We start from the raw sequence: 24084 nt of genomic DNA, 5'->3' as shown, positions 1-24084 counted from the left end.
CACTCGATCAAGGAAGCAAGCTCCCTCTCTCTCGTTCGACTTGCATGTGTTAGGCGCGCCGCCAGCGTTCGTCCTGAGCCAGGATCAAACTCTTTATAAATGATATTTATCACTTAAAAGTGTTAAATCTCTCTTCGCTCAGCACGCAATCGCTTGCGTCCTGTGTGAATTACTTTGTTTGGAATTGTTTACCGTGTTTTTCCAACACGAAAATAGGTTCCGTTACAAGTTTTTTGATATTGTTCAATTTTCAAGGTCCTGTTGGCGCCTCAGCCGACCGGCTGACGACTTGATTATTTTACCACAGAAGTGATTTTTTGTCAAGCTCTTTTTTCAGAAGCTTTTGAACGTTCCGAACTTGGATGTTTCAAAATCTCTCAAATCTCTTTGGGATTTCTTAACGTCTATTGGTTCTTTTCAAGGGCTTCTCGCTGAGGCTTTGGAAGTCATTCTTTTGCCTCAGCGCTTGGCGCTCAAGTATAATACCACACACCGGGCCATTTGGCAACCCCTTTTTGCAAGTTTTTTTGACTTTTTTCTTCTTTGGGCCTTTTGCCCAGTTTTTTGCATCAAACTCCACCGGCGTTTGACATCTTCCCGCCCGTGTATCCCCTGCCTCCCGCCGGACTCCTTTCTCCCCTATTATAAGGTAATATAATAAAGGGGATCCCATATGGGAACCGTATAGAGGGCAGCGGATATTACCCTGTGGAAAGATCCTACTTTTCTTGTGCGGTTTGTCAAGAGGCTTTGACCGAGATTTTGCTCTGAAAATCTTCCCGAAAATTTGTTCAATGCTACAAAACACAAAATGTAGTGGTTCTTCCATTGACATATCACTAAATAGTGATATGATAGTATCAACATCTACAATGCATTCCGCGGGCGCCTCTTGCCAAAAGGGACGCCCGCTCAAATTGCGGCTGTATCGTCAGGAGGAAAATGAATGAAGATCATCAAGCGCAACGGCGCAGAGGTGCCCTTTGATATCACCAAGATCATCACGGCAGTGACCAAGGCCAGCGATTCCGTGGGCGGCAAAAGCCGTCTGACCCGGGAGCAGATCACTCAGATCGCATCGGATGTGACCGACCAGTGCCACGCTCTCAACCGCGCCGTCAGCGTGGAGGAGATCCAGGACATGGTGGAGAACAAGCTGATGGACATCCGTGCCCATGACATTGCCCGCCACTATATCACCTACCGCTATGTACAGAGCCTCAAGCGCCAGACCAATACTACGGATGAGCGCATTCTGAGCCTGATCGAGTGCCAGAACGAAGAAGTCAAGCAGGAGAACGCCAACAAGAACCCCACCGTGAACAGTGTCCAGCGCGACTACATGGCCGGTGAGATCTCCAAGGACCTGACCGCCCGCCTGCTGCTGGACCCGGAGATCGTCAAAGCCCATCAGGAGGGCCTGATCCACTTCCACGATTCGGACTACTTTGCCCAGCACATGCACAACTGCGACCTGGTCAACCTGGAAGACATGCTGCAGAACGGCACCGTCATCTCCGGCACCTATATTGAAAAGCCTCACAGCTTTTCCACCGCCTGCAACATTGCCACCCAGATCATTGCACAGGTGGCCTCCAACCAGTACGGCGGCCAGAGTATCAGCCTGACTCATCTGGCTCCGTTCGTGGATGTTTCCCGCAAGAAGATCGCCGCCGAGGTCGAGGCCGAGATGGAGGGCCTGGATGTTTCCGCCGAGCGGAAAAAAGAGATCGTGGAGCGCCGCCTGCGCAACGAGATCAACCGCGGCGTCCAGACCATCCAGTATCAGGTCGTCACCCTGATGACCACCAACGGTCAGGCTCCGTTCATCACCGTCTTCATGTATCTGGGCGAGGCCCGTAACCCGCAGGAAAAGGCAGACCTGGCCATCATCATCGAAGAGACCATCCGCCAGCGGTATCAGGGCGTCAAGAACGAGGCCGGTGTCTGGATCACTCCCGCGTTCCCCAAACTGATCTATGTGCTGGAGGAAGACAACATCCGCCCCGGCGCCCCTTATTACTATCTGACTGAGCTGGCCGCCAAGTGCACCGCCAAGCGGATGGTGCCCGACTACATCTCCGAGAAGAAGATGCTGGAGATGAAAGTGGACAAAAACGGCGAGGGCCACTGCTACACCTGCATGGGCTGCCGCAGCTTCCTGACCCCCTATGTGGATCCCGAGACGGGCAAGCCCAAATATTATGGCCGCTTCAATCAGGGCGTCGTCACCATCAACCTGGTGGATGTAGCCCTCTCTTCCGGCGGCAACTTTGATAAGTTCTGGAAGATCTTCGACGAGCGTCTGGCCCTCTGCCACCGTGCACTGCAGGCCCGCCACCAGCGTCTGCTGGGCACCCCCAGCGATGCCGCGCCCATCCTGTGGCAGTACGGCGCACTGGCCCGCCTGAAAAAAGGCGAGAAGATCGATAAGCTGCTGTATGGCGGTTACTCCACCATCAGCCTGGCTATGCCGGCCTGTATGAGTGCGTGAAGTATATGACGGGCAAGAGCCACACCGACGCCGGTGCCAAACCCTTTGCCCTGAGCGTGATGCAGCACATGAACGACAAGTGCAGCGAGTGGAAGAAAGCGGAGAATATGGACTACTCTCTCTACGGCACCCCGCTGGAATCCACCACCTACAAATTCGCCAAGTGCCTGCAGAAGCGGTTCGGCATCGTGCCCGGCATCACCGACAAGAACTATATCACCAACAGCTATCACGTCCACGTCTCGGAGCAGATCGACGCCTTTACCAAGCTGAAATTTGAGAGTGAATTCCAGAAGCTCTCTCCGGGCGGTGCTATCAGCTATGTGGAAGTGCCCAACATGCAGGATAATCTGGAAGCCGTCATGAGCGTGCTGCAGTTCATCTACGACAACATCATGTACGCCGAGCTGAACACCAAGTCCGATTACTGCCAGTGCTGCGGTTACGACGGCGAGATCAAGATCGTGGAGGACGACGGCAAGCTGGTGTGGGAGTGCCCCAAGTGCGGCAACCGTGACCAGAACAAGCTGAATGTTGCCCGCCGCACCTGCGGTTATATCGGCACCCAGTTCTGGAACCAGGGCCGGACGCAGGAGATCAAAGATCGCGTGCTGCACCTGTAAACCTCTCAGTCACGCTTCGCGTGCCAGCTCCCCTAGCAGGGGAGCCCTTGGCAAGCTCCAAAAAGCACAACAAATTGTAAAGCAAAGCAGCGTGCCTTGCTTTCAGGTTTGATATATCATGAATTTTGCTACAATTAAGTATTACGACATCGCCAACGGCCCCGGCGTCCGTACCAGCGTCTTTGTCTCGGGCTGCCGGCACCACTGCCCCGGCTGCTTCAATGAGGTGGCATGGGATTTCGGCTACGGGCAGCCTTTTGATAAGGCCATCCGGAACGAGGTCTTTGCCTCCTGCCAGCCGGACTATATCGCCGGCATCTCCCTGCTGGGCGGCGAGCCCATGGAGCCGGAGAACCAGCGGGAGCTTCTTCCCTTTGTCCGCAACTTCAGGGCCCTCTACCCCAAAAAGACGGTCTGGTGCTACTCCGGCTACACCTGGGAGCAGCTGACTGGGGCGGTCCCCTGCCACGCCCGGTGCGAAGTCACCGACGAGCTGCTGGGCCTGCTGGATGTGCTGGTGGACGGCCGCTTTGTGCAGGCCGAGCACGACATCTCCCTCCGCTTCCGGGGCAGCCGGAACCAGCGGCTGCTGGATGTGCCCAAGTCCCTTGCCGCCGGAGAGCCTGTCTGGTGGCAGGACGAGCAGGTCTTTTCCACCCATACGATGTAATCCTCTTATAAAAAAGAAAAACGTTCCGTTTTCCACATCCGATGCAGGAATCGTGGAAAACGGAACGTTTTATTTTTAGCGACTTCTGACGGCCTCCTCGATGGCGGCGAGGAAGATCGTGCCGTAGCGGGCAGCTTTCTTCTCGCCCACGCCGGTGATGTTGAGCAGCTCGTCGGTGCTGAACGGCTTTTTCTGTACCATCTCCCGGAGGGTGGCATCGCTGAACACGAGATAGGCCGGGATCTTCTGCTTGCTGGCCAGCCGCTTGCGCAGGGCGTAGAGGTCGGCCAGCAGCTTTTCGTCCTCGGCGCTGAGCTCCACGTCCGCCGGGCGGCGGCGGGCTTTTCAGCCAGACGGCGGGCGCTGGCGGCGGCCCGCTGCTTGGCCTCGGCGGCACGCTGTTCCATCTGCCGGGCAGCCTCCTCTGCCATGAGGCAGTTGGAACAGTTGCCGCACTTGGCCGGGGCCGCCTCCCCAAAATATTGGAGCATGAACCCCCGCAGGCAGCGGGGCGTGGTGGAGTAAAAGGTCATGTACTTGAGCCGTTCCTCCGCCTTGCGGGCGGCTTCGGCTTTTACATCGGCGGGCAGACCGTTGTCCGCTTCCCTCTCTTTGTCAATGAAAAAGCGGATGGTCCGCACATCGGTGCCGGAGTAGAGCAGGATGCAGCGGGCCGGTTCGCCGTCCCGCCCGGCACGGCCCGCCTCCTGATAGTAGCTTTCCAGGTCCTTGGGCATGTTGTAGTGGATGACAAACCGGACGTTGGGCTTATCAATGCCCATGCCAAAGGCGTTGGTGGCCACCATGATCTGGACACGGTCATAGAGGAAATCGTCCTGGTTCTTCCGGCGGACCTCCGCGTCCAGCTTGGCGTGGTAGGCTGCCGCCCGGATGCCCCGGCTCTGGAGCAGGCGGGCCGTCTCGTCCACCTGTTTGGTGGTGCTGCAATAGACGATGCCCGCATGGTCTCCCTCCCGCAGGACATAATCCAGCAGGACACGGGGCTTCTCGCTGGGCAGGGCACGGCGGGACTCAAAATAGAGGTTGGGGCGGTCAAAGCCTGTCGTCACCTCATAGGGGTCTTTCAGGGCCAGATGGGTGCGGATGTCATCCCGGACGTGGGCCGTGGCGGTGGCCGTGAACGCCCCCACCACCGGGCGGCTGGGCAGGCTGTCCACAAAGGCTTTGACGCGCAGGTAGCTGGGGCGGAAATCCTGTCCCCACTGGCTGATGCAGTGAGCCTCGTCCACCGTGACCATGCTGATGAGTTTTTCCTGCGCAAACCGCTGGAAGCCCGGCATCTCCAGCCGCTCCGGGGCCACATAGATGATCTTATACCACCCCTCCCGGGCCCGGTGGAGCATCAGGGCTTTCTGGTTGTCGGTGAGGCTGTTGTTCAAAAAGGCGGCGGCCACGCCTGCCTGCACCAGGGCCCCCACCTGGTCTTTCATCAGACTGACCAGCGGCGATACCACAAGGGTGATGCCCGGCAGCAGCAGGGCCGGCACCTGATAACAGATGGACTTGCCCGCGCCCGTGGGCATCACGGCCAGCACATCCTGCCCGCCCAGCAGCCGCTTCACGATCTCCTCCTGGCCGGGTCGGAAACTGTCGTAGCCGAAAACTTTCTTTAAAATCGAGCGCTGGTCTTCCATCAAACTGTCTCCTTTGTTTCAACACTGGGCTCCAGTATACCACAAAACCATCCTGAGTTGCGAATTTTCGGTGGGATTTTGTGGTTTTGATAGCTTTTCGTGCGCCAAAATGCTATAATAAGAATACATATCTCCATCTAAAGATTCTTAGCCGCAGCCTGCGTGCTCCGGCTTCCGTGATTAAAAGGAGTACACTATGCAAAAACTCATCAGCTTTGCCGTCCCGTGCTACAACTCGGCGGCCTATATGCGCCACTGCATCGAGACGCTGCTCTCCGCCGGAGAGCAGGCCGAGATCATCCTGGTGGACGATGGTTCCACCAAGGACGACACCCCCGCCATCTGCGACGAGTACGCCGCCAAATATCCCACCATCGTCAAGGCCGTCCATCAGGAGAACGGCGGCCACGGCGAAGGCGTCAACCAGGGCATCCGCAATGCCACCGGCCTGTACTATAAGGTCGTGGACAGCGACGACTGGCTGGACACCGACGCCCTGAAAAAGGTCCTGCACCGCCTGCAGACCCTCGTGGCCCGCGGCACCGCCCCGGACCTGATGATCTGCAACTATGTGTATGAGCATGTGGAGGATGGCACCAACCATACCGTCCGGTACACCAACGTCTTCCCGAAAGACCGCCTGTTCGACTGGGTGCATGTGGGCCATTTCCGCCCGGACCAGAACCTGCTGATGCACTCGGTCATGTACCGCACCGAGGTGCTGCGTCAGTGCGGCATGGTGCTGCCCAAGCACACGTTCTATGTGGACAACATCTTTGTCTACCAGCCTCTGCCCTATGTCAAGAGCATGTACTATATGGACCTTGACCTCTACCGCTACTTCATCGGCCGGGCCGACCAGAGTGTCAACGAGAGCGTTATGGTCAAGCGGGTAGATCAGCAGCTGCGGGTCACCAAGCACATGATCGACTGCCAGGACCTGGACGCCCTGAAAAACCAGAAGCGTCTGCGGGCCTACATGCTCCACTACCTCTCCATCATGATGGCCATCAGCGACATCTTCCTTCTGCTGGACGGCAGTGCCGAGGCCAGGGAGAAAAAGACCCAGCTCTGGCAGTACCTCAAGGAGCACACCAGCCCCAGCGTGTACCGCGCTGTCCGCCTGAGCCTGGGCGGTATCACCAACCTGCACTTCCCCAAGAGCGATGCCGTCATTGTCGGCGGCTACCGCATCGCCCGGAAGATCTTTAAATTCAACTAAACTTCACATGACAAAAGAGACGGTCCTCTTCCCACCGGAAGAAAACCGTCTCTTTTCTTTTTGCGTTTATTTCAGCACCACTTCGCCGTCCGCGTCGGCGTCCACGGTAAGGGCGGAGCCGGAGGCCAGCGTGCCGTCAATGAGGCGCTCGGCGGCGGGGTCTTCCACGGCCTTGCGGATGACGCGGCGGAGGTCGCGGGCACCGAACTTACCGCCCTGGCTCTTGGTGACCAGCGCCTTGAGGGCTGCCGGGGTATAGCTGTAGGCAATGCCCTTGGCCGCCATGCTGGGCTTGTACTCATCCAACATGAGGGCTGCAATCCCCTCCAGTGTCTCCTGGCTCAGGGGTTTGAAGGCGATGACCTCGTCCACGCGGCCCAGGAATTCCGGCCGCAGGAACTGGGCCAGCGCCTTGCGGGTCTTCTCCTCGCTGCGCTGCTCCTCGCTCTTGTTGAAGCCAAGGCCGCCCGAAGTCTGGTCAGAGCTGCCGGCGTTGGAGGTCATGCAGATCACGGTGTTGGAGAAATCCACGGTCCGGCCCTGGGCATCGTTGATCTTGCCCTCGTCCAGAATCTGCAGCAGGATGTTCATGACATCCGGGTGTGCTTTCTCGATCTCGTCAAACAGCACCACGCTGTAGGGGCGGCGGCGGACTTTCTCGGTCAGCTGGCCGGCCTCCTCGTAGCCCACATAGCCCGGAGGCGAACCGATCATCCGGGAGACAGCGTATTTCTCCATATACTCGCTCATGTCCAGCCGGATCAGGGGGTCCGGGCCGTCAAAGAGCTGGTTTGCCAGTTGCTTGACCAGCTCGGTCTTGCCCACGCCCGTGGGACCCACAAAGATGAAGCTGGCGGGACGGCGGCGGCCCGAGAGGTCGGCGCGGCTCCGCTTGACCGCTTGTGCCACCAGATGGACGGCCTCGTCCTGGCCGATGATCTTTTTCTTGAGCTCTGTTTCGAGGTTTGCCAGCTTGGCGTACTCGGTCTCCTGGATTTTCACCGCCGGGATCCCCGTCCACAGCTCAATGACCTTGGCCACATCGTCCATGGTCACCCTGATCTCGCTGGCAGCAGCCTGTTTGGCGGGCAGCTCGCTTTCCAGCTGGGCAATGCGGGTCTTGCGCTCGGCCACCTGCTCATAGTCGATGGGCTCATTGACATCGGCGTTGGCCATATCGGCTTCTTCCTGCTTGAGGGCGTCCAGCTCTTTCCGGGCCTCCAGATACTCGGAGATGACCGGGTGGGCCAGATTGCAGCAGGCGCAGGCCTCGTCCAGCAGGTCGATGGCCTTGTCCGGCAGATAGCGGTCGGTGATATACCGCTCACTGAGGGTGACGGTGGCACTGAGCACATCGGCGGGCACCTGCACATGGTGGTGCTCCTCGTAATAGTGCTTGATGCCGTTCATCACAGCGAGGGTATCGGCCACGCTGGGCTCCTCCACCCGCACGGGCTGAAAGCGGCGCTCCAGCGCCTGATCTTTTTCGATATACTTGCGGTACTCGTTGAACGTCGTGGCGCCGATGACCTGAATTTCCCCGCGGGAGAGGGCAGGCTTCAGGATGTTGCCCGCGTTCATGGCACCTTCACTCTCACCGGCCGAGGTGATGGTGTGGATTTCATCAATGAACAGGATGACATTGCCCGCTGCCTTGACCTCGCTCAACAGGCCCTTGACCCGCTGCTCGAACTGGCCGCGGAACTGAGTGCCCGCCACCAGGCTGGTCAGGTCCAGCAGGAAAATCTCCTTGTCTTTCAGGCCCGCCGGCACCTGCCCTTTGGCAATGCGCTCCGCAATGCCCTCGGCAATGGCCGTCTTGCCCACGCCCGCCTCACCAATGAGGCAGGGGTTATTCTTCTGGCGGCGGCTCAGGATCTGGATGGTGCGGTAAATTTCGCGGTCACGGCCGATGATATCATCCAGCTTGCCTTCCCGGGCCTTGCGGGTCAGGTTCTCGCAGTAGGTGTCCAAAAACTTGCGGCGGGGCGGCTTCTTGCCGTTTTTATTTCCAGCTTTCTTGTCCCCCTGCTGCTCGTTCTGGCCGCCCTTGACCCCCAGCGGGAACGTGGCGCTGGAGCCGGGCATCAGGTCTTCGTCGCCCTCGTTCTCCGGCTGGCCCATGTTCATCATCATGGAGAACGGGTTGGTCTCGCCGCCCATCTCCTCCATCATGCTCTCCATCCGGTTTTCCATATTGTCCATGTCTTCGTCCGACATGCCGAACTGCTTCATCAGGTCTTCCACCGGCTTGATGTGCAGCTCCCGGGCACAGTGCAGGCAGTACCCCTCATTTTTCATCTGGCCATTCTCCATCCGCTGGACGAAGATGATGGCCGGACGTTTCTGGCATCGATTACAGAGCATTGTTCCTCCTATCCAATCCAACCCTTACAGGAACGGGTTGAACACATTGAAAACTTTATAGTAAAGGCTGCTGCTCATAACGGTATCGTTGAGCATCGTCAGGTTGCCGCCCGTGATGACAATGAGTGCCCAGAGCACACACAGCACCAGATAAATGTCCAGCAGGCTGGCAATGCCGCCCGCCGTCCAGCCCAGCCAGCGGTTGACCGTGCCCACCACCGGCAGCTTGTTCACCAGCCCCAGCACCGTGACCAGCAGGCTGACCAGCATCCGCAGCAGGGCGAATGCCACAAAGAACAGCACCAGCGAGATCACCGGCGTCAGCAGCGGAGCCAGCACCTTTTGGACAATGACATCGGCCAGCACCACGGCGTTGTCGCTGAGCACGGCGGAAACGGAGCGCTCGCAGGCCTCCACAATGGAAGCCGGAAGCTTTCCGGCAGAAAGCCCGCATACCGCTGGGCAATGCCGGAAAGGTCTACCACGCCCCCGGCCGTGATGCTGGCGGCGATCTGGTCGCGGAAGCTGCCCGCGAAGAAGTTCTGGAACACCTGCCCGGCTGCCCAGCCGGAAAAGGCCCGGGCTCCGGTCAGGCTGAGCAGGCTCCCCGCCAGCTGCACCACCGAGGCCAGAAAGCCTTTGCGGGCGTAGCGGACGGCCAGCAGCAGCCAAACCACCGTGCATATGATATCAAAAAGAAATGACGGATTCTTGAACATAGAGTATTTTCCTTGTTACTTTCTGCCGCAGAGTGCTAATTTCAGGAATGATTCTCTCCTTTTCCTCAACTTGCCTGAGAGGTTTCCGGTGCCGTTACCTGCTGCACCGTGTTGCCGCAGAAGACCAGTGTCTGCTTGGCATCCGCCAGCAAAGCCTGCGGCCGGGCCGTCAGGCTCTGGCTCCACTGGTACTCCCCCGCAGAAGTCAGGCTCTCCACGGTGCTGTCGGTGAGCAGATAGACAAGCTCGCCCCGCCGCACCACCTTGTTGGAGGTGGTCACATTGCCGCTGTACTGAACATTGAGCTCCTTGTCCAGCGTCACCAGCTGGCAGACCTGCCCGGAGGCCAGCAGCAGCGCCACATTGCCCGCGCTGTCCACCGAGACATCCCGCAGGGTGCCGCCGCCAAACTCATAGCGGGCACGCTCTCCGCCTGCCGCATTGTACAGGATGGCCCGGCTGTCGTACACGGCCAGCAGGGTGGTACCGGAAAGCCAGCCCACCCACTGGGGAACACCGCTCTGGCTCCCCACATTGACCGGGTCGCCCTGGGCCAGGGTGACAACATAAAGGTTTGTCTGCATCTGCCCGCCGCCGGCCGTGACGGCAGCAGCCGCCAGCCGGCGGCTGTCCGGCGAGAACGCCATCCGCAGCGGGGTGCCGTCGTTGGAGGTCATGTTCCAGCGGAGCTGCTGCTCCATGGTGGGAGAATACACCAGCAGCTCCGCCATGCTGCTCACATCGTCGGTGACAACGGCCAGCGTGCCGTTATCGGACATGGCGCAGAGGAAGATATTGTTTTCCAGTTTTTTGGTGTAGAGGTTCTGGGTGCGGCTCTCCACCCGCAGCTCGTTGCCGGAGCGGTTGTAGAGCACAAAACGGGTCTTGCCCGCCGCCAGCGCCGGACGGCCATAGCCGCTCTGGATGCTGTTGAGCCGGGTGCCCGTGCGGGAGTACACCACGCAGCTGTCGCCGCCCAGCTCCACAAAGCCGCCCGTCATGGGCAGCACCCGGGTGGGCTCCATCACGCCGGTCTGCTGGGGCCAGCCGGGGCCCGGCATCAGGGCAATGCGGGTGGTGTCCACACAGTCCTTGACCAGCGCCACCGAGCTGCCCACCAGCCCGGTGGTAAACAGCACCACAGCCGTCAGCACCGCCACGATGAGCGCCGTGCGCCGCAGCCGCCGTGCCCGCACCCGGGCGCGGGCCTGCTCCAGATATTCGACCCGCCCGGCCGAAAGCGGCTCATCACTCTCGGGGCGTTGGCCGCGATGGTTCTTTCTCATTTGGTTGTTCTCCTTGTCCTAAATGGCTTGCCCTCTCCGTCATTGCGATCGCAATGCCACCTCTCCCAAAGTGAGAGCCTTGGCAATCCACGCAAACTTCATCTCTTTGCCAAGGGCTCCCCCTTTGGGGGAGCTGCCGAACAGCGTGAGGCTGAGAGGCTAGCCACCTCTCAATCATACTCCACACTCTTCAAAAACAGTCCCTTGGCGGGCAGGGTGGGGCCCGCCTTGTGCCGGTCACGGCTGGCAAGGATGCCCGGGATGTCCTCGGGCTGCATCCGCCCGGCCCCTACTTCGCAGAGGGTCCCGGCCAGGATGCGCACCATGTTGTAGAGGTATCCATCCGCGGTGACGGTGATCTCTACTTCGTCCCCTTTGCGCTCCACTCCGCAGGCCGTGATGGTCCGCACCGTGTCACCGTGGGCGGCAGCGGAAGACCCCGCCGCGCACAGGGCCAGGAAATCGTGTTTGCCCACAAACCGCCGGGCTGCCGTGTTCATTTTGGCCGTGTCCAGCCGCCGGGGCACCCGGGTATAATACTTCTCGTCAAACGGCGAGTCGATGGGGCTGTTGTGGATGCGGTAGAGATACGTTTTGGTGTGGGCCGCGTACCGGGCATGGAAATCCTCCGGCACCACCCGCGCCGCCAGCACCCGGATATCCGGCGGCAGGTGCTGGTTGAGGGCCAGCGGCAGCTTTTCCACCGGGATGCGGGTGTCGGCGTGGAAATTGAGCATAAAGCCCAGCGCGTGGACGCCCGCGTCGGTGCGGCTGCACCCCTTGATATCCGGGCGGCAGCCCAGCACGGCCTCCAGCCCATCCTGAAAGGTCTGGGCCACGCTCCGCCCGTTGGGCTGCACCTGAAACCCGCAGTAGTTGGTGCCATCGTAAGATAATGTAAGCAAATAATTCATCGTATCATCAGAAATTCGGGAACACCAGCCGGGACGACAGGATGATCACAAAGCAGACGATGCAGACCGCCAGATCAATGTAATCCTGCCGGGTGCAGCGGAGCACTTTCAGGCGGGTGCGGCCGTCACCGCCGCGGTAGCAGCGGCACTCCATGGCCATCGCCAGCTCGTCCGCCCGGCGGAACGCCGAGATGAACAGCGGGATGAGGACGGGCACCAGCGCTTTGATGCGCTCGGTCATCTTGCCGGTGTCCAGCTGGGCACCGCGGGCTTTCTGGGCGTTCATGATCTTGTCCGTCTCCTCGATGAGGGTGGGGATGAAGCGGAGCGCAATGCTCATCATCATGGCCAGCTCGTGCACCGGGAAGTGGATCTTGCCCAGCGGCTTGAGCAGCTGCTCAATGGCATCCGTCAGCACGATGGGGCTGGTGGTGTAAGTCAGCAGGCTGGTGCCCGCGATCAGGGCCATGACGCGCACCGCCATCAGGATGGCGTACTTGACGCCCTCGGCGTAAACGGTCAGGAATCCAATGTGCACCAGCGGCTCCCCCTCACCCGAGACGAAGAAGAGGTTGAGCACTGCCGTAAAGACGACAATGGGTAAAATTGGTTTCAGGCTCTTGAGGATGAGCTTGAACGGGATCTTTGCCACAGCGTACATCCCCACCAGGAACAGGATGGACAATGCCAGTCCCAGCGGGTTGGAAGCCGCGAACAGCAGGATGATATAAGCAATGGTGAGCACCAGCTTGATCCGGGGGTCAAATTTGTGCACAAGGCTGTTGCCCGGGAAGTGCTGGCCAATGGTGATATCTCTCAGCATCCGGACACGCCCCCTTTCCCGTTCTCAGCATCCCGGGGCAATACAAGAGGCTCCCCGGCGTCCCGCCGCGCCTTGGCGGCCAGAATGGTCTTGACCGCATAGGGGATGGTGTACACGTCCGCCGGGACGTCCACCCCCATCTCCCGCAGCTTGAGGAAAATTTTTGTCACCTGGGGCACGCTCAGGCCCAGTGCCAGCAGCTCCGAAGCCCGGGCAAACACGTTCTCCACCGTATCGTACATGGCGATCTTCTTGTTGGACATCACCAGCACCCGGTTGGCGTACTTGGCAATGTCCTCCATGCTGTGGGAGACCAGCAGGACGGTGGTGCCCGTCTTTTTGTGGTACTCTTTCACCTCGCTCAGGATCTCATCCCGGCCCTCGGGGTCCAGGCCCGCGGCGGGCTCGTCCAGCACGAGGATGCGGGGCTTCATGGCCATGACGCCTGCCACGGCCACCCGGCGCTTCTGGCCGCCGGACAGCTCAAAGGGGCTGCGTTCCAAAAGGGCCTCATCCAGGCCGACAAAGGCGGCTGCTTCGTGCACCCGCTTGTCGATCTCGGCCTCGTCCAGGCCCATGTTCTTGGGGCCAAAGGCGATATCTTTATAGCAGGTCTCCTCAAACAGCTGGTACTCCGGGTACTGGAACACCAGACCGGTGAGGAAACGGAAATCTCTTATTTTTTCGGGCTCGGCCCACAGGTCGCGGCCATCAATATAAATTTTGCCGCTGGTGGGCTTGTTCAGGCCGTTCATGTGGGTAATGAGGGTGCTCTTGCCGGAGCCGGTGGCCCCGATGATGCCCACAAAATCGCCCTCTTCCACGGTAAAGCTCACATCGTCCAGCGCGGTGACCGCATTGGGCATTCCGGGGTTATAGATATAGCTCAGGTGTTCTACCTTGATAATGTCTGCCATCGTTTCCCCCTCCTCACTGCAGCAGCTCGTACAGAGCCTGTGCGCATTCGCCCGTGTCAATGATGCCCTCGGGCAGGTCGATGCCTGCCTTGACCAGCTCATCCCGCAGCTCGGCGGCCTGCGGCACGTCCAGATGGAGGGAGCGGACTTTCTCGGTCTGGCTGAACACCTCTTTCGGGTGCCTTCCAGGACCACTTTGCCCTTGCTCATCACCAGCACCCGGTCGGCCTTGGCAGCTTCTTCCATATAGTGGGTGATGGACACCACGGTGATGCCCATGTTCTTGTTGAGGTAGTGGATGGTCTGCATCACCTGCTCCCGGCCCCGGGGGTCCAGCATGGCGGTGGCTTCGTCCAGAATGAGGCAGTCCGGCCGCATGGCCACGACGCCTGCAATGGCAACACGCTGCTTCTGCCCGCCGGAAAGGTTGTGAGGTGCCCGCTCCCGGAACTCGTAGATGCCCGCCATCTTCATGGCGTCGTCCACCCGGCGGCGCATCTCCTCGGGCGGAACGCCCAGGTTCTCCGGCGCGAAGGCCACGTCTTCTTCCACCACCGTGGCAACGATCTGGTTGTCCGGGTTCTGGAACACCATGCCCACGGTCTGGCGGATGTCGTAAATTTTGCTCTCGTCGGCGGTGTCCATCCCCTCCACCAGCACAGTGCCTGCCTCCGGCAGGAGGATGGCGTTGAAGTGTTTGGCCAGGTAGATTTGCCGCAGCCGTTGGCACCCAGCACGGCGACAAACTCGCCCCGCTTGACGCTGGCCGAGACCCCGTCCAGCGCGTAGACAGGCTGCTCCGGGTCATAGCGGAACTTTAAATTTTCTGCTGTTAAAATCGTTTCACTCATTTGTGTTCTCTTTCTGGTGGTGCGCCCCTCTCAAAGAGGCTGTACCCCATTCTTAGATTATTTTATAAACTCCCCCAGCCGCCTGCAGCGGCAGCCCCCTCAAAGAGGGAGCCTTTTGGGTCTCTGCCGTCAGAAAGCCTCCCTCACTGAGGGAGGTGGCATCTCGCAGCGATGGCGGAAGGAGTATTTACTCTTCCCAGATGGCCGTTGCGCCGCAGGGCACCACGCCGCCGGTGGCCGAGACGGGCAGGCCGATCTCGTCACAGCTGGTCTGCCCGCCAAAACGGGGCACCAGCGTGGTCTTGAGCATGTACTCCATCACGGCGGGCGACAGGCCCGTGGTGTAGCTGTTGACGGCAAAGAAGAGCGGTTTCTCACTCAGCACTTCCTCACACTGGCTGATGAGGTCATAGATGCAGTCTTCCAGCTTCCAGATCTCGCCGCCGGGGCCGCGGCCATAGCTGGGCGGGTCCATGATGATGCCGTCGTAGGTGTTGCCCCGGCGCTTTTCCCGGGCCACGAACTTGGCACAGTCGTCCACCAGCCAGCGGATGGGCCGGTCGGCCAGACCGCTGGCGGCGGCGTTGTCCTTGCCCCAGGCCACGATGCCCTTGGAGGCATCCACATGGCAGACGGTAGCACCCGCCGCCGCGCAGGCCAGCGTGGCACCGCCGGTGTAGCCAAACAGGTTCAGCACTTTTACCGGGCGTCCAGCAGCACGGATCTTTTGGGCGTACCAGGCCCAGTTGACGGCCTGCTCCGGGAAGACGCCGGTGTGCTTGAAGCCGGTGGGGCTCACGATGAGGGTCAGCTTCTCCTCTCCCTCGCCGCAGCTGATCTTCCATTTTTCGGGCAGCCGGCGGCGGTACTCCCACTCGCCGCCGCCCTGGTTGGAGCGGTGGTACACGGCGTCCGCCTTGGCCCACAGGCGGCTCTGCCGGGGCGTTTTCCACACCACCTGCGGGTCCGGCCGGATGAGGATGGTCTCCCCCCATCGCTCCAGCCGGTTGCCGCCGGTAGCATCCAGCAGCTCGTAATCTTTCCAGGTATCTGCAGGGCGCATAGCGTTCTCCTTTTTACTGTTTCAGAATTCGTTTGTTGATCTTTTCCACGATCCGGTCTGCACAGCGGTGGATGGCCTCCAGGTCCTGGCCCTCGACCATGACACGGATCTTGGGCTCGGTGCCGGACACACGGACCAGCACGCGGCCCATGCCCATCAGCTTCTGCTGCTCGTTCTCAATAAAGCCCGCCAGCACTTCGTCCTCTTTATAGGCGGCTTTCTGGGCGGCGTTGGCCGTCACGTTGACCAATACCTGCGGGTACTGGGCGTAAACGCTGTTCAGCTCGCTCATCTTCTTGCCGCTCTCGGCCAGCAGCTTGAGCAGCTTGCCCGCCGTCAGCTCACCGTCACCGGTGGTGGCGTGGTGGAGCAGGATGACATGGCCGCTCTGCTCGCCGCCGATGGCGTAGCCGTTCTCGCGCATGTTTTCCAGCACATAGCGGTCGCCCACGGCGGTCTTCTCGGTGTGGATGCCCTGGCTCTCCATATACTTGATGAAGCCCAGATTGGACATGACCGTCACCACAGCGGTATCGCCGTCCAGACGGCCCTTTTCTTTCATGCTCACGGCCAGCAGGGCAATGACCTTGTCGCCGTCGATCTCATGGCCCAGCTCATCGCAGGCCAGGCAGCGGTCCGCGTCGCCGTCAAAGGCAATGCCGCAGTCAAAGCCGCCCTCCACAACTGCCTTTTCCAGATTGTCCAGATGGGTGCTGCCCACGTCCTTGTTGATGTTGGCACCGTCCGGCGTGATGCCAATGAACGTGCACTTGGCGCCCAGCCGGGGAAACAGCTTCTGTGCCACAGCGGCAGAAGCGCCGTTGGCGCAGTCGATGCAGACGTTCAGGCCGGACAGATCGCCGTTGACCGACTCATACAGGTGGTCCACATAGTCCTGCAGACCGTCCGCCCGGACAGACACCCGGCCCACGGAGGCTCCGGTCGCCAGCGGGATGTCGGCACAGTCGTTGTCAATGTGCTTCTCGATCTCGTTTTCCACATCATCCGGCAGCTTGTAGCCGGTGCCGGCAAAAATCTTGATGCCGTTGAATTCCATCGGGTTGTGAGAGGCCGAGATGACAACACCGGCATCCGCGTTGTATTTCTTGACCAGATAGGCCACAGCGGGGGTGGGCAGCACGCCCAGGCTCTCCACGTCCGCGCCCACGCTGCACAGGCCGGCGGTCAGGGCCGCTTCCAGCATATCGCCGGACTGGCGGGTATCCTTGCCGATCAGGATGCGGGGGCGGTGGCCGGTGCTGCCCGTCAGGACAGCAGCAGCGCCGCGGCCGATCTTCATGGCCATCTCACAGGTCAGGTCCGCGCCCGCCACACCGCGGACGCCATCCGTTCCAAAATATTTTCCCATACTTGTTACCCCACTTTCAGGATCATACTGTCTTACGTTTCTATTTGATTCTATGTTTTATGCCTTGCGGATGGCTCAGAACAGACTCTGTTGTCCGTTGTCCTCCGGGCTGCCCGTCTCCGGGGCCTTGAGGCCAGGTGCTCGTAGGCCAGCCGCGTGGCGCAGCGGCCCCGGGCGTCCGGGTCAAAAAGCCCATCTGCATCAGGTAGGGCTCACAGAGATCTTCCAGCGTGACGGCCTCTTCGCCCAGAGCCGCTGCCAGCGTTTCCAGGCCCACCGGGCCGCCGTTGTACATCTCAATGATGGCGCGCAGCAGGCTGCGGTCCAGCTCATCCAGCCCCAGGGCGTCCACGTCCATCCGCTTGAGGCCCATGAGGGAGACATCCCGGTCAATGACGCCGTCTCCCAGCACCGTGGCAAAATCGCGGATACGCTTCAAAAAGCGGTTGGCCACACGAGGCGTGCCCCGGCTGCACTTGGCCAGCTCGTAAGCACCCTCCGGGGTGATGGGCTGGTCGAGGATGCCCGCCGAGCGCTGGATGATGCGGGAAAGCTCATCCGGGCTGTAGAGTTCCAGCTTGAGCAGCACGCCGAAACGGTCCCGCAAAGGACCGGTGATCTGGCCCGCCCGGGTGGTGGCACCCACCAGCGTGAACCGGGGCAGGTTGATCCGGATGCTCTGGGCGCTGGGGCCCTTACCGATCATGATGTCCAGCGCATAGTCCTCCAGTGCCGGGTAAAGCACCTCTTCCACCTGCCGGGAGAGGCGGTGGATCTCGTCGATGAAGAGGACGTCGCCCTCCTGTAAATTGGTCAGCAGGGCAGCCAGGTCGCCGGGCTTCTCAATGGCCGGGCCGCTGGTGATGCGGATCTGCACTCCCATCTCGTTGGCAATGATGCCCGCCAGTGTCGTCTTGCCCAGGCCCGGAGGGCCGTAGAGCAGGATGTGATCCATGGGCTCGCCCCGCCGCTTGGCGGCTTCCAGATAAATTTTCAGGTTCTGCTTGACCTTTTCCTGCCCGATGTAGTCTTCCAGATGCTGGGGGCGGAGGCTGTTTTCTTCGTTGTCCGCCACCGTCAGCCCGGGCTGCATCATTTTCGCGCCGTACAGCGCGGTTTCGTCCTGCATTGCTTACCTCCTGCCTGCCATGCCCCGGAGTGCCAGCTTGATGATCTCCTCCACGGGCAGTGTCGCATCGATCTTCGAAACGGCCATGGCGGCCTCGCTCTGGCTGTACCCCAGCGAGACCAGCGCGGCAATGGCCTGCCCGGCCCCCTGCGCGGCGGGCGCTGTAGAAGTGGCTCCGGCCACGTCTTCCAGGCTGATGCCGTCCACAAAGCCCTTGGCTACCTTGTCTTTCAGTTCCAGCACAATGCGCTGGGCCAGCTTGGGCCCCACCCCGGAGGCCGCCTTGAACGCCTTGTGGTCGCCTGCCGAGATGGCCAGCGCCACCCGGTCCGGCTCCATCACGCTCAGGATGGCAAGGCCCACCTTGGGGCCCACGCCCGAAACGGCGGTCAGCATCTCAAAGCAGGCCTGCTGCTCCTCGGTGGCAAAGCCGTAGAGGCTGACATCGTTCTCCGTCACGCTCATCACGGTGTACAGGGTCGTTTCTTTTCCCACGCCGGGCAGCGCCCCGGCCACGCTGGCCGGGCACTGGGCGTAGTAGCCCACCCCGCCGCAGCTGACCACCACCGCGTTCATGGTCTTTTTGATGATTTTTCCGGTTAAGCAGTAGATCATAGTTCGTATCTCTTTCTAAAATACTACAAATTCCTGCATTCTGATTTGAAATAAAACCTCTCAGGCCGCGCTTAAGGCGCAGCCTGCTCCCCTAACAGGGGAGCCAAATAGCGGAGTCTCTTTATATCGGCCCGACGCCCCGCCGCATGAAACGGTTGAGCTGATTGCCGTTGGTGTGGCAGAACGTAATGGCCATGGCCAGCGCGTCAGCGGTGTCGTCGGGCTTGGGGACGGCAGACAGGTGGAGCAGCACCCGGGTCATCTCCTGCACCTGCTTTTTCACGGCCTTGCCGTAGCCTGTCACCGCCTGCTTGACCTGCATGGGGGTGTACTCGTAAATGGGCAGCCCCGCCTGCGCCGCCGCCAGCAAAATGACGCCGCGGGCCTCGGCCACGCCGATGACCGTGGTCTGGTTGTGCTGGTAGAACAGCTTTTCGATGGCCAGCACCTCGGGCCGCGTCCGCTCGATGACCTCTTTGATGCCCGCGTACACCTCGTCCAGCCGCCGCTCAAACGGCACACCCGCGTCGGTGCACACCGCGCCAAAATCCACCGGAGCAAAGCGGTTTCCCGCGTAATCCAGAACGCCCCAGCCCACGATGGCGTAGCCGGGTCGATGCCCAATACTCTCATCCTGCGATACCTTTCCTATTGTAATCATCTTATTATAGCACAGCCGGTAAAAAGGGGCAACGGAAAACCGATGAACTCCCAAAATGCGCCAGCGCCGCCCCCGCACCACAGCGTGCAGCCACCGGCCGACAGAAATATTTTTACGATTTTGCAAAAAAGTATTGCTTTTTGCCCGGAGCTGTGGTATCATAACTGAGCTGACCTCAGCAAAACAGAATATGGACGGTTAGCTCAGCTGGTAGAGCATCTGCTTGACGTGCAGGAGGTCACAGGTTCGAGTCCTGTACCGTCCACCAAACAGTTCGTACTCGAACCCGATTCTTTATGAAAAAGGGTTCGGGTACGTTTTTTGTTTACAAGAGGTTCTGCGGAAGGACTACTCGGAACGGTAAACGAGCAAAGGCAGGGTATCATCGTGGTGATGGTATCCTGCCTTTTGTTTTGCGGGATTAAGGTCGCTTTGTGCGAACTTGATCGTCCCCCTATATGGCGCGTTTGGGGGTAATCGCTGCGTACGTGCGTACCGGGAGCCTGTACACCTCTGACAATGTGTAACACACTAGACTTTGTTCCAAAGTCCGTGTGCTAAGGGGCAGGCCCCTTAGAATTCCTGTGGAGTGTGTACGCACGTACGCAGGAAAACGGCAAAATTTCACTATATCGGGGTGTTCTTTCATTGGAGAGTATGATATACTCGGCTTAGTTCAACAAATCGGAATTGAGGGAGTAGGAGAAATCGAGATTGGAGGATAAGTTGGTGAACAAGATTTTCAAAGGTCTTATTCGATTTTTGATAGAAGTGATAGTTATGACTGTTTTGATTGTTGTGATCAACATATTTACGAATGGTATGTATCTTTGGGGATTGCCCCGCATAAATGATATTCAGTCTGTAAATATCACGTATCCGAGTGTCACGGATGATGTTAAAGAAATTTCGAGCAGTGAGGACATTGAGTTAGCCTTAAAGCTAACGGGATTTCTGAAATATGATTTATTTGGGGAAGTGAATAGCGAAGAAGAACCCGCTATTACAATTACTTATTTTCTCAAGGATGGAACAAGCAAAACAATCGCCGCTAATAACACTACTGTCTGGTGGAACAATAAAATTCATGTAATCAAGGACAAGGAAATGTTTGTCAACCTAACAGAGGGAATTTTCTTTCTGGAAGATTTACAAACAAAGTAAATCAATTCCAGTTTGCTGTACTCGTTCCTAGCAGGGTTTGGGGCAGGCACGCCCCAACAAGAAGCTGTCCCAAAGGGGCAAGAATTTTCAAGAATTGAAAATTTGTGGCCACGGGACGATTCTTGCTCTCACCTTTTTCGCTGCGTTTCGCAATTTTCACATTTCAATCTGCTCGCAGATTGTTGACAAGCTGCGCTTGACCCGATACTATAAAGGCAAGTCGAATACACGCCAAGGAGGTGCAACCATGACCGCCGTGATCTACGCCCGCTATTCATCCGACAGCCAGCGCGAAGCTCCATTGAAGGGCAGCTGCGCGACTGCAAGGACTACGCCGAGAAGAACGGTATCACCGTGGTCGGCACCTATATCGACCGTGCCTACTCTGCCAAAACGGATGACCGCCCGGACTTCCAGAGGATGATAAAGGACAGCGCGAAGAAAATCTTCGATGTGGTTCTGGTCTGGAAGCTCGACCGCTTTGCCCGGAATCGGTTCGATGCCGTGAACTACAAGTACCAGCTGGAAAAGAACGGTGTCCATCTGGTGTCTGCCATGGAACCCATCTCGCAGGGGCCTGAAGGCATTATGGTGGAGAGTATGCTGATTGGCATGGCGGAATACTATTCCGCCGAACTCGCCCTGAAAGTGGCGCGCGGTGAGCGCGAAAACGCCCTCCAGTGCAAGTACAACGGCGGTGTGGTGCCGCTGGGCTTCACCATTGGCAAGGAGGACAGGCTGTACCATATCGACCCGGAGACGGCTCCCATCGTGCAGGAAATCTTCAGCCGGTATGCCGACGGCGAACCGGCCGAGAAGATCGCAGCATCCCTGAACGAGCGCGGTCTGCGCACCCGCACCGGGAAGCCGTTCGTGAAGAACAGCTTCTTCCAAATTTTCCGGAACCGCCGTTACATCGGTGAATACCGATATAAGGACATCGTGACACCGGGCGGCATTCCCGCCATCGTGGACGAGGACCTGTTCAACCGGGTGCAGCAGCGTTTCGAGCAGAACAAGATCGCCCACGGTCGCCCTGCAAAAGAGGATGTGAGCTATCTGCTGACCACCAAGCTGTTCTGCGGCAAGTGCGGTACGCTCATGGGCGGCGAAAGCGGCACAAGCCACATGGGAAACACCTACTATTACTACAAGTGCGGCAAAGCCAAACGCCACGGCAAGGCGCACTGCGATCTGAAAGCCATCCGCAAAGAGCCGTTGGAACGGTTCGTGGTGGAGACTGCCATCAAGGTGATCTTCAGCGATGAAATCATCGAACGGCTGATAGATTTGATTATGGAGCCCAGCAGCAGGAGAACACCCGCCTGCCCGTTCTGAAAGACCAACTCCGGGATACAGAGAAGCGGCTGGCAAATCTTCTGGAAGCCATTGAACAGGGTATCCTAACCCCGACCACCAAGCAGCGGCTGGACGAACTGGAAGCCCGGAAAGAAGCTCTGAACACCAGCATTCTGGAAGAAGAACTGAAAAAACCAGTTCTGACCCGCGAATGGATGCGGTTCTGGTTTGAAAAATTCCGCAAGGGTGACATGAGAGACATGGAGCACCAGCGGCAGATCATTGATACCTTTGTCAACTCGGTCTACGTCTTTGACGACCGGGTCGTGCTCAATTTCAACTTCACGGATGATGCCAAAACGGTCACCCGTGAGGAAGTGTTGGGTTCGAGTGCCGTGGACAATGCTCCACCACAAAAATCCTCAGACATTCGTCTGAGGATTTTTTGTTTGTGGTGGACGGTACAGGACTCGAACAGGGCGGCTCTGACGACGCCAGTCGGCAGAGTAAGCAATCAGCCCAGAGGGCTGTTGCTTAGCCCGCGGTTTCCAGAGAATTAGGAACGTCTACCGGGATGACTGCGGTTCGGTGGGCGGTACAGGACTCGAACAGGGCGGCGGCACGAAGTGCCGTAAGCAATCAGCCCAGAGGGCTGTTGCTTAGCCCGCGGTTCCTGGACCCGTAGGAATGTCTACCAAGGTCGTACGAACCCGATTCTTTACGAGAAAGGGTTCGGGTACGTTTTTTGTTTATCGGAGGTTTTGAGAAAGGGCTACTCGGCCCATAAGCCGGAATGTGAAAGGATGAGAAGATGACCTTTTTAGAAACAAATCGGCTCAGACTAAGAAATGTAAGTCCTAAAGATGCGATTCAGATGGTTGATTATCGAAATAACGAGCGATGCTCGAAATATCAACGAGGCCAGACGAAAGATTATAAGGATATTGTTGCTTTGATCGAGCGTAATAAAGACAATGCCCTAAATATCGCATCGCCGACTATGATTAGTGTTGCATTAAGAGAAACGGATGTCATGATTGGCGAAATCGTCGTTATGCCTAACGAGGGCACAATTTCTTTAGGGTACACATTTTCTTATAAAGTTCACCGAAGCGGTTACGCCTATGAAGCCTTGTCCTCTTTAATTGAGTATTTACACAAGCACTATCCTCAGTGGGATTTTATCTGTTTTACTGAAAGAGAGAACATTCCAAGTATGAGCCTTTTGAAGAAGCTTGGATATACGAATTTGGGTTATCTGCCGTCAAAGAATTCTCAAGTATTTGGAAAGTGGCTTCGCCAGGACACATTAGAAGAAATCACAAGTGCGGTTCGATAACTCCTGGTTTATCGCAACCTCAGAAGCAGGGTTTGGGGCACCGCACGCCCCAACAAGAAGCTGTTCCAAAGGGAGCAAGAATTTTCAGCAATTGAAAATTTGTGGCCACGGGACGGTTCTTGCCCTCACCGTCAGAATCATCCGCCTTGCGCTCGTAGTCATTTTGTGATACAATCATCTTGATAGGAGGTGTCTCGTATGATGCAGACATTCGTTCGCCCTTCCCGGGATCTGCGCAACCATTACGCCGAAATTTCGGAGATGCTCAAAGATCATGACCATGTGATCATCACGAATCATGGCCGTGGAGAATCAGTTCTCATCAACATTGAGGACTACGCCAAGTACGAGGAGTTCCTGCACCAGCGGTATGTAGCCGAGGAGCTTGCAAAAGCAAAACAGCAGGCGGCTGACCCCGACACGCAATGGGCAGACCACGAAAGCGTATGGGAGACGCTGAGCAAGCAGTATGACGTATAAAATTAAATATCTACCCCTTGCTGTGCAGGATTTGAATGAGATTGCCCGGTATCTGTCTGGCTTTTATCCTAAAACGGCCAGCCGCGTACTGAAAGAGCTGCGGGAGAAGATCACAAAATTAGGCGATACCCCGAAAATGTGCGAGGTCTACCACCTTGACCCTGCTTATCGTAGGATGGTCGTTGACCAATATTTGGTGTTTTACCGAGTCAACGATGAAATAAAGACTGTGGAAGTCCACCGTGTGTTGCGCGGTGCTTGGAATTTGCCGCAGTATCTGGAATGAACCTTTCGGGTTCGACTGCTGTGGATAATGCTCCACTTGATGAAAGAGAGTCTCCAACGTAAGTTGAAATGAACCCCAAAAGTTAGACAAAATTTAAAATCAAGCAACCTGAACGGTCTGAATCCTGTATTGCACAGG

The 24084-nt window shown here is 58.2% G+C and carries 18 protein-coding genes, 1 tRNA gene, 1 rRNA gene and 5 pseudogenes; 9 read left to right on the top strand and 16 right to left on the bottom strand.

All coding sequences use genetic code 11. From position 1 onward, the window contains the following. Window positions 1–100: ribosomal RNA gene (locus DXA70_RS12075) — 16S ribosomal RNA — on the bottom strand; the annotation flags it as partial. A gap of 846 nt (window positions 101–946) precedes the next feature. Here DXA70_RS12075 and nrdD point away from each other — a divergent pair. Both nrdD and nrdG read left to right on the top strand, forming a co-directional pair. Then, a pseudogene (gene nrdD, locus DXA70_RS12070) lies at window positions 947–3117 on the top strand (anaerobic ribonucleoside-triphosphate reductase). A 118-nt stretch (window positions 3118–3235) separates the two neighbouring features. Further along, complete coding sequence (nrdG, locus tag DXA70_RS12065; RefSeq protein ID WP_128118615.1) at window positions 3236–3787, top strand: anaerobic ribonucleoside-triphosphate reductase activating protein; 552 nt, start codon at window positions 3236–3238, stop codon at window positions 3785–3787. 75 nt (window positions 3788–3862) lie between these two features. On the opposite strand, the gene DXA70_RS14820 is transcribed toward nrdG, so the two are convergent. Then, window positions 3863–4108 carry an HRDC domain-containing protein gene (locus tag DXA70_RS14820; RefSeq protein WP_243001378.1) on the bottom strand — a complete coding sequence of 82 codons (246 nt, stop codon included), beginning with the start codon at window positions 4106–4108 and terminating at the stop codon, window positions 3863–3865. 125 nt (window positions 4109–4233) lie between these two features. Then, window positions 4234–5442 (bottom strand): annotated as a pseudogene (locus DXA70_RS12060) (RecQ family ATP-dependent DNA helicase); the annotation flags it as partial. A 196-nt stretch (window positions 5443–5638) separates the two neighbouring features. On the opposite strand from DXA70_RS12060, the gene DXA70_RS12055 reads away from it, so the two are divergent. Beyond that, window positions 5639–6664 (top strand): glycosyltransferase family 2 protein, encoded by a 1026-nt coding sequence (locus tag DXA70_RS12055; protein WP_128118614.1) that lies wholly within the window; start codon window positions 5639–5641, stop codon window positions 6662–6664. A 66-nt stretch (window positions 6665–6730) separates the two neighbouring features. Here the strand turns inward: DXA70_RS12055 and DXA70_RS12050 are convergent, their stop codons facing one another. The 13 genes and pseudogenes from DXA70_RS12050 to ruvC form a co-directional block, all read right to left on the bottom strand. Further along, a complete protein-coding gene (locus DXA70_RS12050) occupies window positions 6731–9031 on the bottom strand; it encodes an ATP-dependent Clp protease ATP-binding subunit (RefSeq protein ID WP_128118613.1) in 2301 nt (766 codons plus the stop codon). Window positions 9032–9055: 24 nt separating this feature from the next. Continuing rightward, window positions 9056–9418 carry a hypothetical protein gene (locus tag DXA70_RS14815; RefSeq protein WP_243001377.1) on the bottom strand — a complete coding sequence of 121 codons (363 nt, stop codon included), beginning with the start codon at window positions 9416–9418 and terminating at the stop codon, window positions 9056–9058. Continuing rightward, window positions 9352–9750 carry a hypothetical protein gene (locus DXA70_RS14810; RefSeq protein WP_243001376.1) on the bottom strand — a complete coding sequence of 133 codons (399 nt, stop codon included), beginning with the start codon at window positions 9748–9750 and terminating at the stop codon, window positions 9352–9354. The genes DXA70_RS14815 and DXA70_RS14810 overlap by 67 nt, the downstream gene beginning before the upstream one ends. Before the next feature lie 65 nt (window positions 9751–9815). Continuing rightward, window positions 9816–11036, bottom strand: a complete 1221-nt coding sequence (locus tag DXA70_RS12040; RefSeq protein WP_128118612.1) for a DUF5711 family protein — start codon at window positions 11034–11036, stop codon at window positions 9816–9818. A gap of 170 nt (window positions 11037–11206) precedes the next feature. Next, a complete protein-coding gene (gene truA, locus DXA70_RS12035) occupies window positions 11207–11950 on the bottom strand; it encodes a tRNA pseudouridine(38-40) synthase TruA (RefSeq protein ID WP_128118611.1) in 744 nt (247 codons plus the stop codon). A 7-nt stretch (window positions 11951–11957) separates the two neighbouring features. Further along, the gene (locus DXA70_RS12030) at window positions 11958–12773 is read right to left on the bottom strand and encodes an energy-coupling factor transporter transmembrane component T (protein ID WP_128118610.1); all 816 of its coding nucleotides are present in this window, start codon (window positions 12771–12773) and stop codon (window positions 11958–11960) included. After that, the gene (locus DXA70_RS12025; RefSeq protein ID WP_128118609.1) at window positions 12767–13690 is read right to left on the bottom strand and encodes an energy-coupling factor transporter ATPase; all 924 of its coding nucleotides are present in this window, start codon (window positions 13688–13690) and stop codon (window positions 12767–12769) included. Before DXA70_RS12025 ends, DXA70_RS12030 begins: the two co-directional genes overlap by 7 nt. A 13-nt stretch (window positions 13691–13703) precedes the next feature. Beyond that, a pseudogene (locus DXA70_RS12020) lies at window positions 13704–14541 on the bottom strand (energy-coupling factor transporter ATPase). 187 nt (window positions 14542–14728) lie between these two features. Continuing rightward, window positions 14729–15604 carry a class I SAM-dependent methyltransferase gene (locus tag DXA70_RS12015; RefSeq protein WP_128118608.1) on the bottom strand — a complete coding sequence of 292 codons (876 nt, stop codon included), beginning with the start codon at window positions 15602–15604 and terminating at the stop codon, window positions 14729–14731. A 13-nt stretch (window positions 15605–15617) separates the two neighbouring features. After that, the gene (gene glmM / locus DXA70_RS12010; RefSeq protein ID WP_112148915.1) at window positions 15618–16973 is read right to left on the bottom strand and encodes a phosphoglucosamine mutase; all 1356 of its coding nucleotides are present in this window, start codon (window positions 16971–16973) and stop codon (window positions 15618–15620) included. A 40-nt stretch (window positions 16974–17013) separates the two neighbouring features. Beyond that, window positions 17014–18069: pseudogene (gene ruvB, locus DXA70_RS12005) on the bottom strand (Holliday junction branch migration DNA helicase RuvB). A 36-nt stretch (window positions 18070–18105) separates the two neighbouring features. Continuing rightward, complete coding sequence (gene ruvA / locus DXA70_RS12000; protein ID WP_022256498.1) at window positions 18106–18717, bottom strand: Holliday junction branch migration protein RuvA; 612 nt, start codon at window positions 18715–18717, stop codon at window positions 18106–18108. Window positions 18718–18838: 121 nt separating this feature from the next. Further along, entirely contained in the window at window positions 18839–19378 is a 540-nt protein-coding gene (gene ruvC / locus DXA70_RS11995) for a crossover junction endodeoxyribonuclease RuvC (protein WP_128118607.1), read from the bottom strand. A 192-nt stretch (window positions 19379–19570) separates the two neighbouring features. On the opposite strand from ruvC, the gene DXA70_RS11990 reads away from it, so the two are divergent. The 6 genes and pseudogenes from DXA70_RS11990 to DXA70_RS11960 all read left to right on the top strand — a co-directional run bounded on the left by DXA70_RS11990 (window position 19571) and on the right by DXA70_RS11960 (window position 23946). Next, window positions 19571–19646 (top strand) — tRNA-Val (locus DXA70_RS11990). A gap of 446 nt (window positions 19647–20092) precedes the next feature. Next, window positions 20093–20542, top strand: coding sequence for a hypothetical protein (locus tag DXA70_RS11985; RefSeq protein WP_128118606.1), 450 nt, complete (start codon window positions 20093–20095; stop codon window positions 20540–20542). 247 nt (window positions 20543–20789) lie between these two features. Beyond that, a pseudogene (locus tag DXA70_RS11980) lies at window positions 20790–22401 on the top strand (recombinase family protein). Window positions 22402–22652: 251 nt separating this feature from the next. After that, the gene (locus DXA70_RS11975; protein ID WP_128118605.1) at window positions 22653–23180 is read left to right on the top strand and encodes a GNAT family N-acetyltransferase; all 528 of its coding nucleotides are present in this window, start codon (window positions 22653–22655) and stop codon (window positions 23178–23180) included. A gap of 198 nt (window positions 23181–23378) precedes the next feature. Then, window positions 23379–23660 (top strand): type II toxin-antitoxin system prevent-host-death family antitoxin, encoded by a 282-nt coding sequence (locus tag DXA70_RS11965; RefSeq protein ID WP_128118604.1) that lies wholly within the window; start codon window positions 23379–23381, stop codon window positions 23658–23660. Then, window positions 23650–23946 carry a type II toxin-antitoxin system RelE/ParE family toxin gene (locus DXA70_RS11960; protein WP_128118603.1) on the top strand — a complete coding sequence of 99 codons (297 nt, stop codon included), beginning with the start codon at window positions 23650–23652 and terminating at the stop codon, window positions 23944–23946. Before DXA70_RS11965 ends, DXA70_RS11960 begins: the two co-directional genes overlap by 11 nt. The last annotated feature ends 138 nt before the right edge of the window (window positions 23947–24084 follow it).

The sequence above is a fragment of the Faecalibacterium sp. OF04-11AC genome (assembly GCF_003460645.1).
GTDB classification, from domain to species: Bacteria; Bacillota; Clostridia; order Oscillospirales; family Ruminococcaceae; genus Faecalibacterium; species Faecalibacterium prausnitzii_I.
This window is presented reverse-complemented; position numbering and strand designations above follow the sequence as displayed.